The sequence below is a fragment of the Streptomyces sp. NPDC008238 genome (assembly GCF_042956445.1).
Lineage (GTDB): Bacteria > Actinomycetota > Actinomycetes > Streptomycetales > Streptomycetaceae > Actinacidiphila.
Map to the genome: position 1 here is coordinate 146,266 of NZ_JBIBGK010000015.1, position 22,282 is coordinate 168,547.

At 72.0% G+C, this 22,282-nt stretch carries 19 protein-coding genes; 3 read left to right on the plus strand and 16 right to left on the minus strand.

Features of this window, described 5'->3' with window-relative positions; translation table 11 throughout:
• The first annotated feature begins 106 nt into the window (after positions 1-106).
• Positions 107-1,336 carry a DUF349 domain-containing protein gene (locus tag ACFZAU_RS27050; RefSeq protein WP_500465600.1) on the plus strand — a complete coding sequence of 410 codons (1,230 nt, stop codon included), beginning with the start codon at positions 107-109 and terminating at the stop codon, positions 1,334-1,336.
• Between the two features lie 75 nt (positions 1,337-1,411).
• On the opposite strand, the gene ACFZAU_RS27055 is transcribed toward ACFZAU_RS27050, so the two are convergent.
• From ACFZAU_RS27055 to pgsA, 15 genes are all read right to left on the minus strand, one after another.
• Positions 1,412-3,880, minus strand: a complete 2,469-nt coding sequence (locus tag ACFZAU_RS27055; protein WP_500554310.1) for a RelA/SpoT family protein — start codon at positions 3,878-3,880, stop codon at positions 1,412-1,414.
• Between the two features lie 211 nt (positions 3,881-4,091).
• Positions 4,092-4,652: an adenine phosphoribosyltransferase gene (locus ACFZAU_RS27060; RefSeq protein WP_499603368.1), complete on the minus strand. Its 561-nt coding sequence runs from the start codon at positions 4,650-4,652 to the stop codon at positions 4,092-4,094.
• 55 nt (positions 4,653-4,707) lie between these two features.
• The gene (gene secF / locus ACFZAU_RS27065) at positions 4,708-5,844 is read right to left on the minus strand and encodes a protein translocase subunit SecF (RefSeq protein ID WP_500554311.1); all 1,137 of its coding nucleotides are present in this window, start codon (positions 5,842-5,844) and stop codon (positions 4,708-4,710) included.
• Positions 5,844-7,616: a protein translocase subunit SecD gene (gene secD / locus ACFZAU_RS27070; RefSeq protein ID WP_499603370.1), complete on the minus strand. Its 1,773-nt coding sequence runs from the start codon at positions 7,614-7,616 to the stop codon at positions 5,844-5,846. The genes secF and secD overlap by 1 nt, the downstream gene beginning before the upstream one ends.
• A 103-nt stretch (positions 7,617-7,719) precedes the next feature.
• A complete protein-coding gene (gene yajC, locus ACFZAU_RS27075; RefSeq protein WP_500554312.1) occupies positions 7,720-8,145 on the minus strand; it encodes a preprotein translocase subunit YajC in 426 nt (141 codons plus the stop codon).
• 161 nt (positions 8,146-8,306) lie between these two features.
• Complete coding sequence (ruvB, locus tag ACFZAU_RS27080) at positions 8,307-9,371, minus strand: Holliday junction branch migration DNA helicase RuvB (RefSeq protein ID WP_500554313.1); 1,065 nt, start codon at positions 9,369-9,371, stop codon at positions 8,307-8,309.
• Positions 9,372-9,401: 30 nt separating this feature from the next.
• Positions 9,402-10,016 (minus strand): Holliday junction branch migration protein RuvA, encoded by a 615-nt coding sequence (gene ruvA, locus ACFZAU_RS27085; RefSeq protein ID WP_500554314.1) that lies wholly within the window; start codon positions 10,014-10,016, stop codon positions 9,402-9,404.
• On the minus strand, positions 10,013-10,543 hold the full coding sequence (gene ruvC / locus ACFZAU_RS27090) for a crossover junction endodeoxyribonuclease RuvC (RefSeq protein ID WP_500554315.1): 531 nt from the start codon (positions 10,541-10,543) through the stop codon (positions 10,013-10,015). The genes ruvA and ruvC overlap by 4 nt, the downstream gene beginning before the upstream one ends.
• Before the next feature lie 132 nt (positions 10,544-10,675).
• Complete coding sequence (locus tag ACFZAU_RS27095; RefSeq protein ID WP_500463484.1) at positions 10,676-11,428, minus strand: YebC/PmpR family DNA-binding transcriptional regulator; 753 nt, start codon at positions 11,426-11,428, stop codon at positions 10,676-10,678.
• A gap of 61 nt (positions 11,429-11,489) precedes the next feature.
• A complete protein-coding gene (pdxT, locus tag ACFZAU_RS27100) occupies positions 11,490-12,089 on the minus strand; it encodes a pyridoxal 5'-phosphate synthase glutaminase subunit PdxT (protein WP_499603376.1) in 600 nt (199 codons plus the stop codon).
• A gap of 111 nt (positions 12,090-12,200) precedes the next feature.
• Positions 12,201-13,115, minus strand: a complete 915-nt coding sequence (gene pdxS / locus ACFZAU_RS27105) for a pyridoxal 5'-phosphate synthase lyase subunit PdxS (RefSeq protein ID WP_500463485.1) — start codon at positions 13,113-13,115, stop codon at positions 12,201-12,203.
• A gap of 148 nt (positions 13,116-13,263) precedes the next feature.
• Positions 13,264-13,812, minus strand: a complete 549-nt coding sequence (locus ACFZAU_RS27110) for a LemA family protein (RefSeq protein WP_499603378.1) — start codon at positions 13,810-13,812, stop codon at positions 13,264-13,266.
• A 747-nt stretch (positions 13,813-14,559) separates the two neighbouring features.
• Positions 14,560-15,747 carry a glycosyltransferase family 4 protein gene (locus ACFZAU_RS27115; protein WP_500554316.1) on the minus strand — a complete coding sequence of 396 codons (1,188 nt, stop codon included), beginning with the start codon at positions 15,745-15,747 and terminating at the stop codon, positions 14,560-14,562.
• Complete coding sequence (locus tag ACFZAU_RS27120) at positions 15,744-16,727, minus strand: phosphatidylinositol mannoside acyltransferase (RefSeq protein ID WP_500554317.1); 984 nt, start codon at positions 16,725-16,727, stop codon at positions 15,744-15,746. The genes ACFZAU_RS27115 and ACFZAU_RS27120 overlap by 4 nt, the downstream gene beginning before the upstream one ends.
• Positions 16,724-17,383, minus strand: coding sequence for a phosphatidylinositol phosphate synthase (gene pgsA, locus ACFZAU_RS27125; protein WP_499510809.1), 660 nt, complete (start codon positions 17,381-17,383; stop codon positions 16,724-16,726). Before pgsA ends, ACFZAU_RS27120 begins: the two co-directional genes overlap by 4 nt.
• A gap of 250 nt (positions 17,384-17,633) precedes the next feature.
• Between pgsA and ACFZAU_RS27130 the strand changes: the two genes are divergently transcribed.
• The gene (locus ACFZAU_RS27130) at positions 17,634-19,838 is read left to right on the plus strand and encodes an elongation factor G-like protein EF-G2 (protein WP_500554318.1); all 2,205 of its coding nucleotides are present in this window, start codon (positions 17,634-17,636) and stop codon (positions 19,836-19,838) included.
• 178 nt (positions 19,839-20,016) lie between these two features.
• Positions 20,017-21,660, plus strand: a complete 1,644-nt coding sequence (locus tag ACFZAU_RS27135; protein ID WP_500463489.1) for an AbeC-like domain-containing protein — start codon at positions 20,017-20,019, stop codon at positions 21,658-21,660.
• Positions 21,661-21,685: 25 nt separating this feature from the next.
• Here ACFZAU_RS27135 and ACFZAU_RS27140 read toward each other — a convergent pair whose 3' ends face one another.
• Positions 21,686-22,246, minus strand: coding sequence for an HIT family protein (locus tag ACFZAU_RS27140; protein ID WP_500554319.1), 561 nt, complete (start codon positions 22,244-22,246; stop codon positions 21,686-21,688).
• Positions 22,247-22,282 lie beyond the last annotated feature (36 nt).

Below are 22,282 nucleotides of genomic sequence, written 5' to 3' on the forward strand. Positions count from 1 at the left end.
GATGTGAGCGGACCGTCGGACCGGTCCGGGCACGGCCCGGCCGAATGGAACTGTGGACGATGCCCGCGAGCCGTGCGACGGCCGGGCATCACGTGGAGGAGGCGCTGTGAGCAGCGACCCGTGGGGCCGCGTCGACGAGACGGGGACCGTGTACGTGCGTACGGCCGATGGCGAGCGTGAAGTCGGCTCGTGGCAGGCAGGCTCCCCTGAGGAGGCGCTGGCCTACTTCGAGCGGAAATACGAGGGCCTCGTCGTCGAGATCGGCCTCCTCGAACGCCGGGTGAAGACCACCGACCTGGCCCCCAAGGACGCGTTGACCGCCATCGAGCACCTGCGCGCCGCGGTGACCGAGGCGCACGCCGTGGGCGACCTGGCCGCGCTGGCCAAGCGGCTGGACGCGCTGACCGAGCAGGTCGACGCGCGCCGTGAGGAGCGCAAGGTCGCCAAGGCCAAGGCCTCCGAGGAGGCCAGGACGGCCAAGGACGACCTGGTCACCGAGGCCGAGCAGCTGGCGCAGAGCGAGCAGTGGCGGGCCGCCGGCGAGCGGCTGCGCGCCCTGGTCGACATCTGGAAGGGCCTGCCCCGGCTGGACCGCAAGACCGACGACGAGCTGTGGCACCGCTTCAGCCACGCCCGTTCGGTCTTCTCCAAGCGGCGCAAGGCGCACTTCGCGGCGCTCGACGCGCAGCGCGAGGACGCCCGCCGCCGCAAGGAGAAGCTGGTGGAGGAGGCGCAGGCGCTCTCCGGCTCCACCGACTGGGGCCCGACGGCGGCGCGCTACCGCGAGCTGATGACCGACTGGAAGGCCGCCGGCCGCGCCCAGCGCGAGGCGGAGGACGACCTGTGGAACCGCTTCCGCGGCGCCCAGGACGTCTTCTTCGCGGCCCGCTCCGAGGTCTTCGCCGAGCGCGACACCGAGCAGCGCGAGAACCTCACGCTGAAGGAGGAGCTGGCCATCGAGGCCGAGAAGCTGCTCCCGGTCACCGACCTGAAGGCGGCGCGCGCGGCCTTCCGCGGCATCAACGAGCGCTGGGAGGCGATCGGCCACGTGCCGCGCGACGCCCGACCGCGCATCGAGGGCCGCATGCACGCGGTGGAGCGCGCGATCCAGGAGGCCGAGGAGTCAGAGTGGCGCCGCACCAACCCGGAGGCGCGGGCGCGTGCCGCGGGCCTGACCGGGCAGCTGCAGGCGGCCGTCGACAAGCTGCGTGAGCAGATCGAGACGGCACGGGCGGCGGGCAACACCTCCAGGGCCGAGAAGCTGCAGCGGGAGCTGGACGGGCGCCAGGCGCTGCTCGACCAGGCCCTCAAGTCGCTGGGCGAGTTCGGCGGCTGAGTCCCACTCCGGCTTCACCCGGACAACGGAGAAGGGCCCGTACGCGAGGCGTACGGGCCCTTCTGCGTGTCCGCGTCAGCGCTGGCGCGCCGACGTCACGCGGTACACGTCGTAGACGCCCTCGACGCCGCGGACGGCCTTCAGGACGTGTCCGAGGTGCTTGGGGTCGCCCATCTCGAAGGTGAAGCGCGAGGTGGCCACCCGGTCGCGGGAGGTCTGGACGGCGGCGGACAGGATGTTGACGTGCTGGTCGGACAGGACGCGCGTGACGTCCGACAGCAGGCGGGAGCGGTCCAGCGCCTCGACCTGGATGGCGACCAGGAAGACCGAGGACTGGGTCGGCGCCCACTCGACGTCGATGATCCGCTCGGGCTGCTGCGAGAGCGACTCGACGTTCACGCAGTCGGCCCGGTGCACGGAGACTCCGTTGCCGCGGGTGACGAAGCCGATGATCGGGTCGCCCGGCACCGGGGTGCAGCAGCGGGACAGCTTGACCCAGACGTCCTTCTCGCCCTTGACGATCACACCCGGGTCGGCGGCCGAGCGCCGCTTGGTGCGGCTGCGCGACGGGGTCGTGATCTCGGCGATGTCCTCGGTCGCGCCCTCCTCGCCGCCCAGCGCCTCGACGAGCTTGTGCACGACGGACTGCGCGGTGATGTGCCCCTCGCCGATCGCCGCGTAGAGCGCGGAGATGTCGGGGTAGCGCATCTCGTGGGCGAGCGTGACCAGCGAGTCGCCGGTGAGCACGCGCTGGATCGGCAGGTTCTGCTTGCGCATCGCGCGGGCGATGGCTTCCTTGCCCTGCTCGACAGCCTCCTCGCGGCGCTCCTTGGAGAACCAGGCGCGGATCTTGTTGCGGGCGCGCGGGGACTTGACGAAGCCGAGCCAGTCGCGGGACGGGCCGGCGCCCGCCGCCTTGGAGGTGAAAACCTCCACCGTGTCGCCGTTGTCGAGGGTCGACTCCAGCGGCACCAGGCGGCCGTTGACCCGCGCCCCTATCGTGCGGTGGCCGACCTCGGTGTGGACGGCGTACGCGAAGTCGACGGGGGTCGCACCGGCGGGCAGCGCGATGACGTCGCCCTTGGGGGTGAAGACGAAGACCTCGTTGCGGGACAGGTCGAAGCGCAGCGACTCCAGGAACTCGCCCGGGTCCTCGGTCTCCTTCTGCCAGTCGAGCAACTGCCGCAGCCACGCCATGTCGTTGACGGCGTCGTCCTTCTTGGCGGACTTCGGGCTGTCGGTGCGCACCTTGGAGGCGCCGGCGACGGCCTCCTGCTTGTACTTCCAGTGCGCCGCGATGCCGTACTCGGCGCGGCGGTGCATGTCGAAGGTGCGGATCTGGATCTCGACCGGCTTGCCGCTGGGCCCGATGACCGTCGTGTGCAGCGACTGGTACATGTTGAACTTGGGCATGGCGATGTAGTCCTTGAACCGCCCCGGCACCGGGTTCCACCGCGCGTGGATGGTGCCCAGCGCCGCGTAGCAGTCGCGGACGGTGTCGACCAGGACCCGGATGCCCACCAGGTCGTAGATCTCGGCGAAGTCCCGGCCCCGCACGATCATCTTCTGGTACACGCTGTAGTAGTGCTTCGGGCGGCCGGTGACGGTCGCCTTGATGCGGGCGGCGCGCAGGTCCTGCTGCACCTGGTCGGTGACGACCGCCAGGTACTCGTCCCGCTTGGGGGCGCGCTCGGCGACGAGCCGGACGATCTCGTCGTACATCTTGGGGTAGAGGATCGCGAAGGCGAGGTCCTCGAGCTCCCACTTGATGGTGTTCATGCCCAGCCGGTGCGCCAGCGGGGCGTAGATCTCCAGCGTCTCGCGGGCCTTCTTCTCCTGCTTCTCCCGCTTGAGGTACCGCATGGTGCGCATGTTGTGCAGGCGGTCGGCGAGCTTGATGACCAGCACCCGCGGGTCCTTCGCCATGGCGACGACCATCTTGCGCACGGTCTCGGCCTGCGCGGCCTCGCCGAACTTGACCTTGTCCAGCTTGGTGACGCCGTCCACGAGCAGGGCGACGGAGTCGCCGAAGTCGCGGCGCAGCGCGTCGAGGCCGTACTCGGTGTCCTCGACGGTGTCGTGCAGCAGCCCGGCCATCAGCGTCGCCGGGTCCATGCCGAGCTCGGCCAGGATCGTGGTGACGGCGAGCGGGTGCGTGATGTACGGGTCGCCGCTCTTGCGCTTCTGGCCCCGGTGCCAGCGCTCGGCGACCTGGTAGGCGCGCTCGATCTGGCGCAGTTGCGACGGGTCGCCCTTGGGGTCGTTGCTGCGCACTATGCGCAGCAGGGGCTCCAGGACCGGGTTGTACGGGCTGGAGCGCTGGACGCCGAGCCGGGCCAGGCGGGCGCGGACCCGGTTGGACGAGGTGGCGGGCCGGTTCGGGGCCACGCTCCCGGGAGTGCGTACGGGCCGGGCGACGGGCGTCGCCGGGGCGGCGGGAGCGGGCTTGGCGGCCTTGCCCTCCGCCGATGCGGCCGGCGCGGCGGGCGCGGCGGGAGGAGCCGCGGAGACGGAAGCCGCCTGCTTCCCGTCCGCTGCGGTCATCGGCTGAGCCTGCCTGGCCTCTTCTTGCAAGGGCACTCCTTCTGGTCCCCTCCCGGCCGGAGACGGGCGAGGAGGGAGGTTCCGAGACACCATGGTAGCGATCTGACCGGGTGAACCGCGTCCCGTCCGCCCCGTGGATACCCCGCAACGCCCGGAGGCGGGCTCCTGACCGCTTCCGCGGCCGGGAGCCCGCCTCCGGCGAGCCAGGGGCTCAGACGGCGATCAGCGCCTCCAGGGGGGCGCCGGCGAGGGACGGGGCGAGGCGGGCGCGCCCGCCGAGGAAGCCCAGCTCCAGCAGGACCGCGAGGCCCGCGACCTCGGCCCCGGTCCGGCGGATCAGCTCCATGGACGCCTCGGCCGTGCCGCCGGTGGCGAGCACGTCGTCGATGACCAGGACCCGGTCGCCGGCCGAGAAGGCGTCCTGGTGGACCTCGATCTCGGCGGTGCCGTACTCCAGCTCGTACGCCTGTCCCAGCGTGGCGCCGGGCAGCTTGCCCGCCTTGCGGACGGGCACGAACCCGAGCCCGGCGCGGGCGGCCGCCGGGGCGGCCAGGATGAACCCGCGCGCCTCGAGGCCGACGACCTTGTCGGCGCCGTGCCGGGCGCAGAGCCCGGCCAGTGCGTCGATCAGCGCGTTGAACGCCGCGGGGTCGGCCAGCAGCGGGGTGATGTCCTTGAACACCACACCCGGCCTCGGATGGTCGGGCACGTCCCGGATGCGGCTGAGCAGCAGGCTGCGCAGCCCCTCCGGGGTGGCGTCCGTCGTGGTCATCGGCTGTGTTCCTCGGTGCTTCGTCGCTGTGTCTCGTCCGCCGTCCGCCCCGTCCTCAGCGGCGCTTGCCGGAGGGACGGTTGCGGCCGCGGTTGTTGCGGGCCGGCTGGGTGCGCTGACTGCCGACGACGGCGCCCGCGTGGGCGTCCTCCTCCGGCTCGCCGTCCGCGTCCTCGGGGGACGCGTCCTGCGCCTCGTCCGCGGCGTCGCCACCGCGGCGGGCGTCGGCGGCGCGCTTGGCGAGCACGCGCTTGCGCAGCGCCTTCATCTCCGGGTCGCGCTCCTTGAGGTCCGCGACCAGCGGGGTCGCGATGAAGATCGAGGAGTACGCACCGGCGGTGAGGCCGACGAAGAGCGACAGGGCGATGTCGTTGAGCATGCCCGCGCCGAGCAGGCCGCCACCGACGAAGAGCAGCCCGCCGACCGGCAGCAGCGCCACCACCGTGGTGTTGATCGAACGCACCAGGGTCTGGTTGAGGCTGCGGTTGGCCAGCTCGCTGTAGGTGTAGCGGTTCTGCTTGGTGATGTCCTTGGTGGACTCCTTCAGACCGTCGAAGACGACGACGGTGTCGTAGAGGGAGTAGCCGAGGACGGTCAGCAGACCGATCACCGTACCCGGGGTGACCTCGAAGCCCACGATCGCGTAGACGCCGATGGTGATCGTGAGGTCGTGGATGAGGGCGATCAGGGCGGCCACGGCCTTGCGCCACTCGAAGGCGATCGCCAGGTAGATCGTCACCAGGACCATGAAGATCACCAGGCCCTGGAAGGCCTTCTTGGAGATCTCGTCGCCCCAGCTCGGACCGATGATCTGCGGGTCGATGTCGTTCGCCTTGACGTTGAGATCCGTGGCGATCTCGCCCTGGATCTCCTTCGCCTCGTTGAGCGAGATGTCGCTGATCTGGATGCGGACGGCGCCGGAGCCGAGCTTCTGCACGATGGCCTGGTGGCCGCCGGTGTTGTCGGCGACCTTCTCCTGGACCTGGCTGACCGACATCTCGGTCTTCGGGGTGGTGAAGACCGCGCCGCCGGAGAACTCGATGCCGAGCTTGAGGCCGTTCACGGCGAGACCGACGATCGCCGCGATGGTGATGAGGACCGAGACCCCGTACCAGAGCTTGCGGTGACCCACGAAGTCGTAGGAAATCTCGCCTCGGTGCAGGCGGTGCCCGAGGTTGCCGAGCCGGGACATCAGGCCTCCTTGACGTCGGTACGGGCCGCGGGGCGGCGGGTGCGGCGCAGCGGGGGGTTGACGCCCAGGGCGCGCGGGTCGAGCCCGGACCAGGGGTGACCGCCGGCGTAGAACTTCTTGCGGGCCAGGATCGTCATCAGCGGCTTGGTGAAGAGGAACACCACGGCCACGTCGAGGAGCGTCGTCAGGCCGAGGGTGAACGCGAAGCCCTGCACCTTGCCGACCGAGACGACGAACAGCACGGCGGCGGACAGGAACGACACGAAGTCCGAGACGAGGATCGTGCGGCGGGCGCGCGGCCAGCCGCGGGCGACGGCCGGCTGCAGGGAGCGGCCTTCGCGCAGTTCGTCACGGATGCGTTCGAAGAACACGATGAACGAGTCGGCGGTGATACCGATGGCGACGATGGCGCCGCAGACCGCCGGCAGGTTCAGCGCGAAGCCGATGGCCGGGCCGAGCAGCGTCATGATCGCGTAGGTGAGGATCGCCGAGACGATGAGGCTCAGGATCGCCACGAAGCTCAGGCCGCGGTAGTACGCGACCAGGTAGAGCACGACCAGGGCGAGGCCGACGCCGCCGGCGATGAGGCCGCCGTGCAGCTGCTCGCCACCGACCGCCGCCGACACCTTGGTGACGTCCGACTTGTCGAAGGTCAGCGGCAGCGAGCCGTAGGACAGGACGTTCGCCAGCTCCTCCGAGCTCTCCTGGGTGAAGCTGCCGTAGATCTCGGCGCTGCCGCTCAGGGTCTGGTTCACCGAGGGGGCGGAGACGACCTCGTTGTCCAGCACGATCGCGAACTGGTTGTTCGGCGGCTGCTGCTGCGAGAGCTGCGAGGTGATCTTCGAGAAGGCCTTGGAGCCGGTGCCGTCGAAGTTCAGGGTGACGACCCAGCCGTTGCCGCCCTGGGTGTCGAACTGCGCGGCGGCCTTGCTGACGTTCTTGCCGTCGACCGCGGCGGGACCGAGGGCGTACTTGGCGCCGCCGTCCTGGCTGCACGCGACGATCTTGTCGGTCGGCTTGGCCTTGAGGTTGAGGTTGGCGCGCGTCTTCGCGTCGGAGCAGTCCAGCGCGGCGAGCTTCGCCTGGAGGTCCTCGGGGATGGAGGTGTCCAGCGTGCTGCCGGGCGCCGCGTTCGCCGGGGCCGACGGGGTCGGCGCGGGCGCGTTCGAGGCGGGGGCGTCCGAGGCCGGGGCGGACGGCGTCGAGGATGCCTTCAGCGCGTCGGTGACGGCGCGGCCTTGCGTCGAGGCGCTCGCTGACGGGGTGCCGGAGACCTTGGCGCCGGTCGACGCGGTCGCGGACGGCGAGGCCGGGGAAGAGGGCGAGCCGGAGGGGCTGCCGCTCGGCGAGGCCGGGGTCGGCGGGGTGTTGGCCACCTCGGCGAGCACGGGCCGGAAGTAGAGCTGGGCGGTGGTGCCGACCTGCTGCTCGGCCTGCGCGGCGTTGGTGCCCTTGGGGATGTTGACGATGATGTTCCGGTCGCCCTGGATCTGGCTTTCGGCTTCCGAGACACCGAGACCGTTGACGCGCCGGTCGATGATCGACTTGGCGGTCTCCATGTTGGTCTTGTTGATCGCGCCGGCCTGGTCGCTCTTCGCCGTCAGCGTGATGCTCGTACCGCCGGCGAGGTCGATGCCCAGCCGGGGGGTGGTGTGGCCGGAGAGGAACATCCCTCCGGTGAGCGCCACGATGGCCAGCAGGATCACTGCCAGCGCCCGCCCGGGGTACCCCTGGCTCCCCGAGGGCCTACGGCCCCTCTTCGGTGCTGCCACCTTCTCGATTCTCCCTGTCCAACCGCCCTGCGACCTGCGCGCAGCGGGGCGGCACGATGAGTAGTACGAACTTGCCGACCGTGCAAAAGTACCGGGCGGGCCGTTACTTCTTGTCGGTGCCGTCCGTCTTGGGGGCGTCCTCGGTCACGGGCTCGTCGGCGGACTTGCTCAGCTGGACGGGCTCGTCGGCCTTCTCGGCCTCGTCCGCGTCCTCGGCGTCGCGCGCCTCGAGCTCCGGCTCCGGGTCGATGCCGTGGACGATGCGGTCGAACTCGGCCTGGTCGAGGACCGCGGCGATGGCGTTCTTCGCGAAGTGCGCGTGGACACCGTCGGCCAGCTCCAGCAGGACCGTGTCCTCGTTGACCTCCTTGACGACGGCGTACATGCCGCCGATCGTCCGGATGCCCGAACCGGGAGCCATCTGGTCACGCATCTGCGTGGCCTGGCGCTGCCGGTTCTTCGCGGAGCGGGTCATCAGCAGCATGACACCGATGATCAGGACGAAAGGCAGGATTTGAACCAGATTCATGGTGTCTTGACGATCCTTCGCACGGCCGCAGGGGCCTGGTCTACGGGATTGTGGGTGTCGGTCCCGGAGGCACGACGTCGGCGGAGTCTAAGCGTTCGTTCGCCGGTGGAACAACGCCAAGCATTACACCGAGGTTCCTGCGGCGGCGAGTCTCCCCGCCGTCAAGGGCCGAACAGCCCGTCTTGCCCGGGTCCGGCGCCTTGTGGCGGCACGAGTCCGAGGTGTGCCCATGCGGCGGGTGTGGCGACCCGGCCACGGGGGGTGCGCGCCAGCAGTCCCTCGCGCACCAGGAACGGCTCGGCCACCTCCTCCACCGTCTCCCGCTCCTCCCCCACGGCCACCGCCAGTGTCGACAGCCCCACCGGGCCGCCGCCGAAGAGCTTCAGCAGGGCCTGCAGCACGGCGCGGTCCAGCCGGTCCAGGCCGCGGCCGTCGACCTCGTACACGTGCAGCGCCTGCGCGGCGACCTCGCGGGTGATCACGCCGTCGGCCTTCACCTGCGCGAAGTCCCGTACGCGGCGCAGGAGTCGGTTGGCGATGCGCGGGGTGCCGCGGGAGCGTCCGGCGATCTCGGCGGCGCCCTCGGCGTCGATGCCGACGTCGAGCAGGCGCGCGGAACGGTGGATGACCCGCTCCAGTTCGGCCGGGGCGTAGAACTCCATGTGGCCGGTGAAGCCGAAGCGGTCGCGCAGCGGCGGCGGCAGCAGACCGGCCCGGGTGGTGGCGCCGACCAGGGTGAACGGCGGGAGTTCCAGGGGGATCGCGGTGGCGCCCGGGCCCTTGCCGACGATGACGTCGACCCGGAAGTCCTCCATCGCCATGTACAGCATCTCCTCGGCGGGCCGGGACATCCGGTGGATCTCGTCGAGGAAGAGCACCTCGCCCTCGGCCAGGGAGGAGAGGATCGCGGCCAGGTCGCCGGCGTGCTGGATGGCGGGCCCGGAGGTGATGCGGATGGGGGCGCCCATCTCCGCCGCGATGATCATCGACAGGGTGGTCTTGCCGAGCCCGGGGGCGCCGGAGAGCAGGACGTGGTCCGCGGTGCCGCCGCGCTGCCGGGCCGCCTTCAGCACCAGGTCGAGCTGCTCGCGCACCCGCTCCTGGCCGACGAACTCCTCCAGCGCCTTGGGCCGCAGTGCCGCCTCGACGGCCTGGTCCTCACCGTCGGCGGCGGCGCCGACGAGACGGTCGGCGGTGGTCGGTACGGACTCGTCGTCCCAGTTCACTTCGGTGCGCCTTACGCTCGGCGGGCTAGGTCAGCGGGCTCGGTTCAGGGTCTGCAGGGCGGCCCGCAGGAGGGCCCCGACCTGCGGATCGGCGCTCGCCTCGGCCTGCGGGGTGACGGCGGACACGGCCTCCTCCGCCTCGCGCGGCTGGTAGCCGAGGCCGATCAGCGCGGCGTGCAGCTGCTCGCGCCACGAGGCGGGCCCGGCGGCGACCGCGGGGCGGGCGCCTCCCGCCGCGCCCACGGGGGCGCCGAGCCGGTCCTTGAGCTCGAGCAACAGCCGCTGGGCGCCCTTCTTGCCGATGCCCGGGACGGCGGTGAGGGCCTTCTCGTCACCCGTGGCGACGGCCACGCGCAGCGCGTCCGGGCTGTGCACGGCGAGCATGGCCTGGGCCAGCCGGGGACCGACGCCACTGGCGGTCTGCAGCAGTTCGAAGACCTGGCGCTCGTCGTCGTCGGTGAAGCCGTACAGGGTGAGGGAGTCCTCGCGGACGACGAGCGAGGTGGCGAGGCGGGCCGGCTCGCCCACGCGCAGTGCGGCGAGGGTGCCCGGGGAGCACTGGACGGCCATCCCGATGCCGCCGACCTCGATCACGGCCGTGTCGGGGGCGAGGGCGGCGACCGGCCCGCTGACGAAGGCGATCATGTGCTGGGCTCCTGGGTTCGTGCTCGGGCGACGGCCTGCTGGAGGCGGTTGGTCGCGGTGCCGCGCCAGATGTGGCAGATGGCGAGCGCCAGCGCGTCCGCGGCGTCGGCGGGCTTGGGCGGGGCGTCGAGCCGCAGCAGCCGGGTGACCATGGCGCCGACCTGGGCCTTGTCGGCCCGGCCGCTGCCGGTGACGGCGGCCTTGACCTCGCTGGGGGTGTGCAGGTGGACCGGCAGCCCACGGCGGGACGCGCACAGGATGGCGACGGCGCTGGCCTGGGCGGTGCCCATCACGGTGCGCACGTTGTGCTGGCTGAACACCCGTTCCACGGCGACCGCCTGGGGCGCGTACTCGTCCAGCCAGGCCTCTATGCCGCGCTCGACCAGCACCAGGCGGTGGCCGATGTCGGCGTCCGCCGGGGTGCGGACGACGCCGACCCCCGCCATGCGCAGCGGCTTGCCCGGCGCCCCGTCCACCACGCCGATGCCGCACCGGGTCAGCCCCGGGTCCACGCCCAGCACACGCACCGCGCCCCTCCCTCGGACAGCCGTTCAGCGGATTCCTGGAGGCTATCGGGTGCCACCGACAACGACGGCGGCCCGGTGGGGGTGTGTCCTCCCCACGGGCCGCCGTCCCGCCGTGCGTCCTTGACGGACGGATCAGGCGTCGACCTTCTCCATGACCTCGTCGGAGACGTCGAAGTTGGCGAAGACGTTCTGCACGTCGTCGCTGTCCTCGAGCGCGTCGATGAGCTTGAAGATCTTGCGGGCGCCCTCCTCGTCCAGCTCCACCTGCATGGTGGGGACGAAGTTGGCCTCCGCGGAGTCGTAGTCGATGCCCGCCTCCTGGAGCGCGGTGCGGACCGCGACCATGTCGGTGGCCTCGCTGAGCACCTCGAAGGACTCGCCGAGGTCGTTGACCTCCTCGGCGCCCGCCTCCAGAACCGCGCCGAGCACGTCGTCCTCGGAGAGCCCGGCCTTGGGGACGATCACGACGCCCTTGCGGTTGAACAGGTACGACACCGAACCCGGGTCGGCCATGGAGCCGCCGTTGCGGGTCATCGCGACGCGGACGTCGGAAGCGGCACGGTTGCGGTTGTCGGTGAGGCACTCGATGAGCACCGCGACACCGTTCGGGCCGTAGCCCTCGTACATGATCGTCTCGTAGTCGGCGCCGCCCGCCTCGAGACCGGCACCGCGCTTGACCGCGCTGTCGATGTTCTTGTTGGGCACCGAGCTCTTCTTCGCCTTCTGGATGGCGTCGAAGAGGGTCGGGTTACCGGAGATGTCGGCGCCGCCCGCGCGGGCGGCCACCTCGATGTTCTTGATCAGCTTCGCGAAGAGCTTGCCGCGCTTGGCGTCGATCACGGCCTTCTTGTGCTTCGTCGTAGCCCATTTAGAGTGGCCGGACATCAGCCTGTCTCCTTCACGTCACCGATTGCTTCACGAACACTGCGATCCTACCGGGATCGCCTCACCGCGCGGCGCGCACCATGTCGACGAAGTAGCGGTGGACCCGGTGGTCGCCGGTCAGTTCGGGGTGGAACGAGGTGGCCAGCAGGTTGCCCTGGCGGACGGCGACGATCGTGCCGTCCTCGAGGCGTGCCAGCGTGGCGACCCCGCTGCCGGTCGACTCGACCCAGGGTGCGCGGATGAAGACGCCCTCGACGGGGCCGCCTTCGACGCCCTCGACCTCGACCGCCGTCTCGAAGGACTCGTTCTGCCGGCCGAAGGCGTTGCGGCGCACGATCATGTCGATCCCGCCGAAGGTCTCCTGGTCGTCCCTGCCGTCGAGGATCTTGTCGGCGAGCATGATCATGCCGGCGCAGGTGCCGTAGACCGGCAGGCCCGCGCGGACGCGGTCGCGCAGCGGCTCCATCATGCCGAAGAGCGTGGCGAGCTTGGACATCGTGGTCGACTCGCCGCCCGGGACCACCAGGCCGTCCACCTCGGCCAGTTCCTCGGGGCGCCGCACGGGGCGGGCGAGGGCGTCGGCCTCGGCGAGCGCCACCAGGTGCTCGCGGACGTCGCCTTGCAGGGCGAGGACGCCGATGGTCGGGGTGCTGCTGGACACGGTGCGGGGACCTTCCGGGACGTCGGGTGGGGCAACGGGCGATGGGCAGGCCGTCGCGGGCCTGCCCATCGCGGGGGCGCGTGGCGCGGGTGGCGCGTGGCGCGGGGGCGCCTACCAGCCGCGGTTGGCGTAGCGCTCGGCCTCGGGGAGGGTGTCGCAGTTGATGCCGACCATGGCCTCGCCCAGGTTGCGGGAGGCGTCCGCGATGATCTTGGGGTCGTCGTAGAAGGTGGTGGCCTTCACGATGGCGGCGGCGCGCTTGGCCGGGTCGCCGGACTTGAAGATGCCGGAGCCGACGAAGACGCCCTCCGCGCCGAGCTGGCGCATCAGCGCGGCGTCGGCCGGGGTGGCGACACCGCCGGCGGAGAACAGCACGACCGGCAGCTTGCCGAGCTCGGCGACCTCCTTGACGAGCTCGTACGGGGCGCGCAGCTCCTTGGCGGCGGCGTACAGCTCGTGGTTGTCGTAGCCGCGCAGGCGGGCGATCTCGTTCTTGATCTGGCGCAGGTGACGGACGGCCTCGACCACGTTGCCGGTGCCGGCCTCCCCCTTGGAGCGGATCATGGCCGCGCCCTCGGCGATGCGGCGCAGGGCCTCGCCCAGGTTGGTGGCGCCGCAGACGAAGGGGGTGGTGAAGGCCCACTTGTCGGAGTGGTTGACCTCGTCGGCCGGGGTGAGGACCTCGGACTCGTCGATGTAGTCGACGCCGAGCGACTGCAGGACCTGGGCCTCGACGAAGTGGCCGATGCGGGACTTGGCCATGACCGGGATCGAGACGGCCCCGATGATGCCCTCGATCATGTCCGGGTCGGACATGCGGGCCACGCCGCCGTCCTTGCGGATGTCGGCCGGGACCCGCTCCAGCGCCATGACGGCGACGGCACCCGCGTCCTCGGCGATCTTGGCCTGCTCGGGGGTGACGACGTCCATGATCACGCCGCCCTTGAGCTGCTCGGCCATGCCGCGCTTCACGCGCGCGGTGCCGGTCTCGGGGGACTCGGGGGTGCTGGGAAGCGTGGTGGACACGGGGACCTCACTCGGAGACTCAACTGCGGGGTGGTGGCAGCCGGCGGCGTTCCCCGGACCCCTCACGGCCGGCCGGCGGAACACCGATGGTTGCTCTGTGTTTCATCGTGGACCGCACCAAGTGGACCGCAAAAGGGCCAATCGCTCCTCAGTGGCCTGCCACGCCCTCGACGGTGAGGACGAGCGGCGGCTCGTCGTCCATCTCGAAGGTCACCGGCCGCGGGGCGTGCCCGGCGAGCCGGAACCAGCGCACCTTGCGGTGCGAGCGCAGCGCCCTGGCCGCGCGGACGGCGTCGTTGTGGAAGCGCCGCGCCATCGGCACCCGGCGCACGGCCTGGGTCAGCTCGTGGGTGGCCGCGTCGCCGCCGGGGGCGGCCCGTACGGCGTCGACCGCGTCGGCCTCGGCGAAGACGGCGCGCAGCGCCTGGCTCAGTTCGCTCTCGGCCACCTCACGCTGCTCGTCCTGCGCCTGCCGGGCGGAGTGCGCGGCCTCGTAGAGCACGATGCTCGCCGCCGGGTCCAGCACCCCCGCGGTGGCCAGCTCCTGCGCCACGGAGGCCCGGCGCAGCAGTTGCGCGTCCAGCGCGGCCCGGGCGGCGTCGATGCGGGCGTGCAGGCGGTCCAGCCGCCCCGCGGTCCAGCTCAGGTAGAGGCCGACGGCGACCAGCGCCACGGCGACCCAGATGAAGGTGGTCACGGACCGCAAGGCTACCGGTGCGCCCGGTACGACCCCCGGGCGCCGCCGAACTGGCGCGTAGCGCCGGGTAGCGGACAGCATGGGCAGCCGCGCGGGCCGCCCGGCGGGCGGTGGCTTCCTCGCGGCCGTGGACCGGACGGGAGACCGGCCGCGTCCGACGCGTCGCCCGAGACGAGGGCCGCTCCTGTGGTGCGGCCGCGCAGAGCACGGTCAGCGGTTTCCGGGGCAGCACGCCGGTGGTCCGGTGCCGCGTGAGGGCGGCGGGCGCGCAGGTCGCTCGGCGGTTCGTGCCGCGGCGCCGCCGCCTATGTGACGGTCCTGGCGGCCAGGTGCCGCTCAGGCTTGGTAACGGAGCCTTGTGGGGTGCCCGGGTCCGCTCGCGAGCTCCGCCCGGACATCGGGCCACCGGAACGTCGCACGTGCACCTGGCGCGCCCACGGGCCACCACGCACCGGACCATCACGTCAGGCGCGCACCGGTGTGACCACGCACCGTGGGGCTACCGCCGGGCGACCGGTGTGCGCCCGCCACACCCCTCAGGCGCCCGACCGGGAAGCCGGACCAGCAGGTCCGCCTCCCGAGGACCGACCACGGCCACGAACGCCGAGCACCAGGGCAGCTGCCACGCGCTGGGCCACCGCGGCGTCAGGCGCGCACAGGTGTGACCGCGAACCGTCGACTCACCGCGAAGCGACCGGTGCGCCCGCCACACCCCTCAGGACCGCCGCCACACCCGCCGGGGGGCCGTCAGTCGCGAGCGAAGCCGAAGCGGGCGCGCAGGCCGACGCGTTCGTCGGCGGCGACGGAGGCGGCGCCGGCCGTGACCGTCTCGTACACCGCGAGGATGTCGGCGGCCACGACCGACCAGTCGAAGCGCCGCACGTGCCGGGAGCCCAGCTCGCGCAGTTGCGCGCGGCGCTCGGCGTCGCCCAGCAGGCGCACGGCGGAGGCCGCCAGCGCGTCCGGGTCCTCGTTGGGGAAGAGCTCGCCGGCCGCGCCCCCGTCCAGCACCTGGCGGAAGGCGTCCAGGTCGCTGGCGAGCACCGGCGCGCCGGCCGACATGGCCTCGACGAGGATGATCCCGAAGCTCTCGCCGCCGGTGTTGGGCGCCACGTACAGGTCGACGCTGCGCAGCAGACGCGCCTTGTCCTCGTCGCTGACCATGCCGAGGAACTCGACCCGGTCGCGCATCTGCACGGGCAGGTCCTCGACGGCCTCGGCCTCGTCGCCGCGCCCGGCGACCAGCAGCCGGGTGCGCGGCCGCTCGGCGAGGATCTTCGGCAGGGCCCGCATCAGCACGGGCAGGCCCTTGCGGGGCTCGTCGATCCGCCCGATGAAGCCGATGGTCCGCTCCCCCTCCGCACCGGGGTCGCCGCCGCCCTGCCACTCCGTCTTGGGCTCGGCGTCGGCGAAGAAGCCCACGTCGACGCCGTTTGGGATGACGACGGCGTCACCGCCCAGGTGCTCGACGAGGGTGCGCCGGGCGTACTCGCTGACCGCGATCCGGGCGCTGATCTTCTCCAGCGCCGCCTGCAGGATCGGGTACGCGGCGATCATCGCGCGGGAGCGGGGGTTGGAGGTGTGGAAGGTGGCCACGATCGGCCCCTGCGCCGCCCAGCAGGTCAGCAGCCCGAGGGAGGGCGAGGAGGGCTCGTGGACGTGGATGACGTCGAAGGCGCCCTCGTGGAGCCAGCGGCGCACCCGCGCCGCCGACAGGAAGCCGAAGTTGAGCCGCGCGACCGAGCCGTTGTACGGCACGGGGACGGCGCGTCCGGAGGAGACGACGTACGGCGGCAGCGGGGTGTCGTCGTCGGCGGGCGCCAGGACGGAGACCTCGTGGCCGAGCGCGATGAGGTGCTCGGCGAGGTCGCGGATGTGGAACTGGACGCCGCCGGGGACGTCCCACGAGTACGGGCTGACGATCCCGATCCTCAAGGCTTCTCCGTTCCGGAGCGGTCGGTGGGGTCGCCGGACACCGGGGAGGACGCAGTGCCCGGGCCCCCGGGTTGCCCGGCCGGGGCGTCCGCCCGCGGTTCGAGGTCGGCGAGCCACAGCCGCTGCAGCATGTGCCAGTCCTCGGGGTGCTCGGCGATGCCGGCGGCGAAGACGTCCGCCAGGCGCTGCGTCATGACGGCGGTCCGCTCCGCCCGCGTGCCGCCCCCGGGCACCTCGATCGGGGCGTGCACCTGGCCCTGGAGGTTGGGCGAGTCGTCGTACCACAGGGTGACCGGCAGCAGCAGCGCGCCGGTCTGCTGCGCGAGGAGGGCGGGTCCCGCGGGCATGCGGGTGGCCTCGCCGAAGAAGTCCACCTCGACGCCGGAGGACGACAGGTCGCGGTCGGCGACCAGGCACACCAGGCCGCCGCCGCGCAGCCGCCGGGCCAGCGCGCCGAAGGCGGCGCCGCCGGTGTGCGGCAGCACCTCCATGCCCAGGCCCTCGCGGTAGGCCACGAAGCGGTCGTACAGGGTCTCGGGCTTCAGCCGCTCGGCGACGGTGGCGAAGGGCACCCCGAGGCTGGTGGTCACCCAGGCGCCGGCGAGGTCCCAGTTGGCCATGTGCGGCAGGGCGAGGACGACACCGCGGCCGGAGGCCAGGCCCTCCTCGAGGTGGTGCAGGTCCTTGCAGTCGAACGAGGTGCGGATGCGTTCCTCGCTCCAGGCCGGCAGCCGGAAGGACTCCATCCAGTAGCGCAGGTAGGAGCGCATGCCGGCCTTCGACAGCTCGCGCAGCCGCGTCCCGTCGGCGTCGGGCACGACCCTGGCCAGGTTGGACTCCAGGCGCTGCACGCCCTTGCCGCGGCGGTTCCAGGCGAGGTCGGCGACGGAGCGGCCGAGCCGTGCCGCGGCGGGCTCCGGCAGCCGCTTGACCGCGCCCCAGCCCAGTCCGTACAGCGTGTCGGTCAGCCGGTCCTTCACGCCCTGCCGCTCCCTTCGTGCGCCGCCGCGTCGGCCTCGAAGGCCTCGCGGCGCACGGTGATCACCCGCTGCACCAGCGTCACCAGGCTGCCGACGGCCACGATCCACAGGGCGATCGGCAGCAGCCACTGGATGCCGGGCACCCCGAACTTGTGGAGCCCGGCGAAACCGCAGGCCACCAGTGAGATCACCAGTCGCTCGGCCCGCTCGACCAGGCCGTTGACGGCCACCGGCAGTCCGATGCTCTCACCGCGCGCCTTGGTGTACGAGACCACCTGGCCGCTGGCGAGGCAGAAGATCGTCACCGCGCACAGCACGAGGTCGTCGCCGCCCCCGGCGTACCACAGCGCCAGCCCGCCGAAGATCGCCGCGTCGGCGACCCGGTCCAGGGTGGAGTCGAGGAAGGCGCCCCAGCGGCTGGAGACGCCGGCCTGACGGGCCATGTTGCCGTCGACCAGGTCGGAGAAGACGAAGAGGGTGATGACGACCGTGCCCCAGAAGAACTCGCCCCTGGGGTAGAAGACCAGCGCTCCCGCGACCACGCCTCCCGTGCCGATCAGCGTGACCGTGTCGGGGCTGACGCCCCGGCGCAGCAGGAACGCGGCGAACGGTGTGAGGACACGCGTGAAGAAAGCACGCGCGTACTTGTTCAGCATGGCCTTCCCGGAGGGGTTCGGTGGGTGCCCCGGCGCGGCCCCGTCGGCCGCCCGGCTGGCCCATCGTAGCCAGGAGCGTTCCGGCGCAGCTCCGTGGCTCCCGTCCTACCGCGGCACGTACGACGTATGGACGCACCGTGACGGTCGTGGGAAGGTCGAATTACCGCGGGCGTCACATGCAGACCGCCCCTGGCGGGTGGTCTCCCGTGGCGCCAGTCCCCATGCCGTGACGGACCGGGAGGCGAGGCACATGGGCGACAGGAGAGATGCAGGTCCGGGAGCCGCCGGAAGGGCATTGGCGGCCGGCCGGCCCGAGGACGTGCGCAACGTGGTGCTGGTCGGCCACAGTGGCTCCGGGAAGACGACGCTGGTCGAGGCGCTCGCCCTGGCGACCGGGGCGGTGAACCGCGCCGGGCACGTGGCCGACGGCGGGACCGTCTCCGACCACGACGAGATCGAGCACCGTCAGCAACGCTCGGTACAGCTCTCGCTCGTACCGGTGGAGTGGGACGGGATCAAGGTCAACCTGCTGGACACCCCCGGGTACGCCGACTTCGTGGGGGAACTCAGGGCCGGTCTGCGGGCTGCGGACGCGGCCCTCTTCGTCGTCTCGGCCGCCGACGGCGTCGACGGCGCGACCCGGATGGTCTGGGAGGAGTGCGCGGCGGTCGGCATGCCGCGCGCGGTCGTCGTCACGCACCTGGAGGCGGCCCGGGCCGACTTCGACGAGATGACCGAGACCTGCCGTGAGGCCTTCGGGGGCGACTCCCCCGACACGGTGCTGCCGCTGTACCTCCCGCTGCACGGCGAGGAGAGCGCGGACGGCCACGCACCCGTGACCGGGCTCATCGGCCTGCTGTCGCAGCGGGTCTACGACTACTCCTCCGGCAAGCGCGAGGATCGCCCGCCGGACGAGGGGCAGCTGCCGGAGCTGGACGACGCGCGCGCCCGGCTCATCGAGGGGATCATCGCCGAGAGCGAGGACGAGACCCTCATGGACCGCTATCTGAGCGGCGAGGAACTCGACCTCAAGACGCTGGTCCAGGACCTGGAGCGCGCCGTGGCGCGCGGCTCCTTCCACCCCGTGCTGGCCGCCGCGCCGGCCGCCGAGGGCTGCCGGCAGGGCATCGGCACCGTGGAGCTGCTGGAACTGATCACCGGCGGCTTCCCCACTCCGCTGGAACGCGAGGTCCCGCAGGTCACGACCCCCCAGGGCACCTCGCACGCACAGCTCACCTGTGACCCGGACGGGCCGCTGGCCGCCGAGGTCGTGAAGACCTCCTCCGACCCGTACGTGGGGCGGATCAGCCTCGTGCGGGTCTTCTCCGGCACCCTGCGCCCCGACGAGACGGTCCACGTCTCGGGCCACGGGCTGGAGGACCGCGGCCACGAGGACCACGACGTCGACGAGCGCGTCGGCGCCCTGTCCTCGCCGTTCGGCAAGCAGCAGCGGACGGTGCCGCACTGCGTCGCGGGCGACCTGGCCTGCGTCGCCAAGCTGACCCGCGCGGAGACCGGCGACACCCTCTCCGCCAAGGACGACCCGCTGCTGATGGAGCCCTGGCTGATGCCGGACCCCCTGCTGCCGGTCGCGATCCAGGCGCACAGCAAGGCCGACGAGGACAAGCTGTCCGTCGGCCTGTCCCGGCTCGTCGCCGAGGACCCCACGATGCGGCTGGAGCAGAATCCCGACACCCGGCAGGTCGTGCTGTGGTGCCTGGGCGAGGCCCACATGGACGTGGCGCTGGAGCGGCTGCGCACGCGCTACGGCGTGCAGGTCGACGCGGTGCCGCACAAGGTGGCGCTGCGCGAGACCTTCGGCGAGAAGTCGACGGCGCGCGGACGGCACGTCAAACAGTCGGGCGGGCACGGCCAGTACGCCATCTGCGACATCGAGGTCGAGCCGCTGCCGGTGGGCTCCGGCATCGAGTTCGTCGACAAGGTCGTCGGCGGCGCGGTACCGCGGCAGTTCATCCCCTCGGTGGAGAAGGGCGTGCGCGCCCAGGCCGCCAGGGGCGTGGCCCTCGGCTTCCCGGTCGAGGACATCCGCATCACCCTGGTCGACGGCAAGGCGCACTCGGTGGACTCCTCCGACGCCGCCTTCCAGACGGCGGGCGCGCTCGCCCTGCGCGAGGCGGCCACGCAGTGCCGCATCCACCTGCTGGAACCGGTGAGCGAGATCGGGGTGATGGTGCCGGACGAGTACGTCGGCCCGGTCATGAGCGACCTGTCCGGGCGCCGCGGCCGGGTGCTGGGCACCGAACCGGTCGGCCTGGGACGCACATTGGTGCGGGCCGAGGTACCGGAGATCGAGATCGGGCGCTACGCGGTCGACCTGCGGTCGCTGTCGCACGGCACCGGACGGTACGGCCGCAGCTACGCCCGGCACGAGCCGATGCCGCCGCAGCTGGCGCAGAAACTGAGGGAGCAGCACGCGCAGGAGTCCGGCAAGTAACCCCCGCACGGGGGAGGTTGACGGCCCGGCGGACGATCTTCTTCCGCCGGGCCGATGACGCACGTCACACGCCCCGTATACGCTGGGTGGGCGGCGTCGCAGGTGTGCCGGTGCCGCGGCCGGGGAAAGGGCCGGGCGGGTTCACTTCCGCGCGGGCGGGGACCAGAAGGGGGCGGCAGTGACCGACGGTTTCGACTTCCTGAGCCCGGGCGCGCAGATACCGCTGAGCGGTGTCGACGGGCAGACGGGGGCCACCCAGGCGCTCGCGTCGGCCGCGTACCGCGACAGCCCCCTGGAGGCCCTCTCGGCGGCCGACGAGGGCATGTCGTCGGTCAAGGAGCCGAAGGTCAAGCTGCTGCGGGCGAACCTGGGCGAGGCCTTCGCCCGCGCCGTGCAGAACCGGATGCTCGGCGCCAAACGCAACGAGCTGGTGCAGTCCTTCGGCGCGGAGCCGCAGACCGTCGTCGAGCACTGCCTGGCCGCCAACCGGATCCGCCAGGAGCGCGACAACAAGCTGACGGCGGTCATGGCCGTGTTCGGCCTGCTCTTCCTGCCCGGCATGCTGATCTGGCTGGGCGCCTTCCAACTCCGCGCCGTCGTGCGGAAGTCCGAGGGCTCCCGGGCCGGGCTGCTCGGCTCGGTGGTGCTCGTCGTGGTCGGCTTCTTCGCCGTCCTGTTCGTCCTCAACCCGCCGCTGACCGGCTTCTGGTCGCAGTACCTGCGGGTGATGATGGTGGCGCCGGTGCTCGGCTGGTTCTGGGCGAAGCGGATCTGCGAGCAGACCGCCAAGGACCTGCGCGACCGCTGGGCGGGACTGGTCTCCGGCAGCGGCGTGGGCGCCAAGATCCCCGAGGCCGTGCCGCGCAACCCCAACCAGACCAAGGCCGAGACCCTGCGCCAGAACCTCGCCAAGCTCTCCGCCGAGCAGCGGAGCAACGTGGTGTTCTACGCCGGGCCCAAGGGCGTGCTCGGCATGGGGGCCCGCTGGGGCGCCTGGCGCATGGCCGAGGAACTCACCCCGCGCGAGGGCCTGAGCGAGATCCACCCGTTCCGCAGCTGGGACGTGATCAAGGCGATCCACGGCCGGCTTCGCGACCTGCAGCGCGGCCCGCTGCACACCGGCGGCTTCCCCAAGCCCATGGTGCAGCACTGGGTCGTCTCCCACGTCGGCGCGGGCGCCAAGAAGATCACCCGGCCCACCGGCTCGAACGTCGACGGCTACACCGTCCGGGACTTCGAGATCCAGCGGATCTGCAACGAGCAGCAGTTCGACAAGGGCGACCGGCACTACCTGGGCGTGCAGTTCGTGGTCTGGGACGGCCAGCTGGTGATCACCATGATGGTCACCGTGACCGTGCTGGCGAGCACCCTGCGCGTCGAGGTGACCGGGCACGTCCTCGGGCCCGTGCACGGCCTGTTCACCACGGCTCCGGAGGCCAAGGAGAAGGAGGTGGCGCACCCCTACAAGTTCTGGGAGACCAAGAAGGTGCAGCTGCCGCTCGTGGCGAGCGACGAGGTCGTCCGGCTCGCGGCCCGCGCCCCCCTGACGCGGTTCCCCACGATCCTCGACCACCTCGGCGGCAAGATCGCCCTGCCCGAGCCCTTCGGCTTGCGGCACAGCTGGGCGTCGGCGCCCTGGACGAACCGCTTCATGGCCGACGACGCGCTGCGCGCCGCCACCCCGGTGCTGCGCGCGGTGCACTCCGCGACCATCACCGTCATGAGGGAGAACGGGGTGGACGTCGAGAGGTTCGACAACCGCTCGTCCATCCTGAGCAACATGGTGCAGGACGCCTCGCCCAGCGAGGCCGACGTCTACTGACGCGCCCCGCCGCGGGCCGGCCCGGTCAGCCGGCCGGCCAGGCGTCGGCGAGCATCTTGCGGGTGTCGGCGAGGAGCTGCGGCAGCACCTTGGTGTGGCCGACCACCGGCATGAAGTTGGTGTCCCCGCCCCAGCGCGGCACCACGTGCTGGTGCAGGTGCGCGGCGATCCCGGCACCGGCCACGGTGCCCTGGTTCATGCCGATGTTGAAGCCGTGCGCGCCCGAGGCCGAGCGCAGCGCGACCATGGCGCACTTGGTGAACTCGGCGAGCTCGGTGGTCTCCGGCCCGTCGAGGTCGGTGTAGTCCGCGACGTGGCGGTAGGGCACCACCATCAGGTGGCCGCCGTTGTACGGGTAGAGGTTGAGGACCGCGTACACGACGTCGCCGCGCGCGATGACCAGCCCGTCCTCGTCGCTCATCTCCGGAATCACGCAGAAGGGGCAGCCGTCCCCGGCCCCGGGGCCGGTCGGCTTGTTCTCGCCCTGGATGTACGCCATGCGGTGCGGCGTCCACAGGCGCTGGAACGCGTCCTGCGTCCCCACTCCGTTCTGCAGTTCCGGCTCACTCGTCATGCCTTGCAGCATATGGCGTCGTCGCGGCCCTGCGTGTCGCCGGGGGCA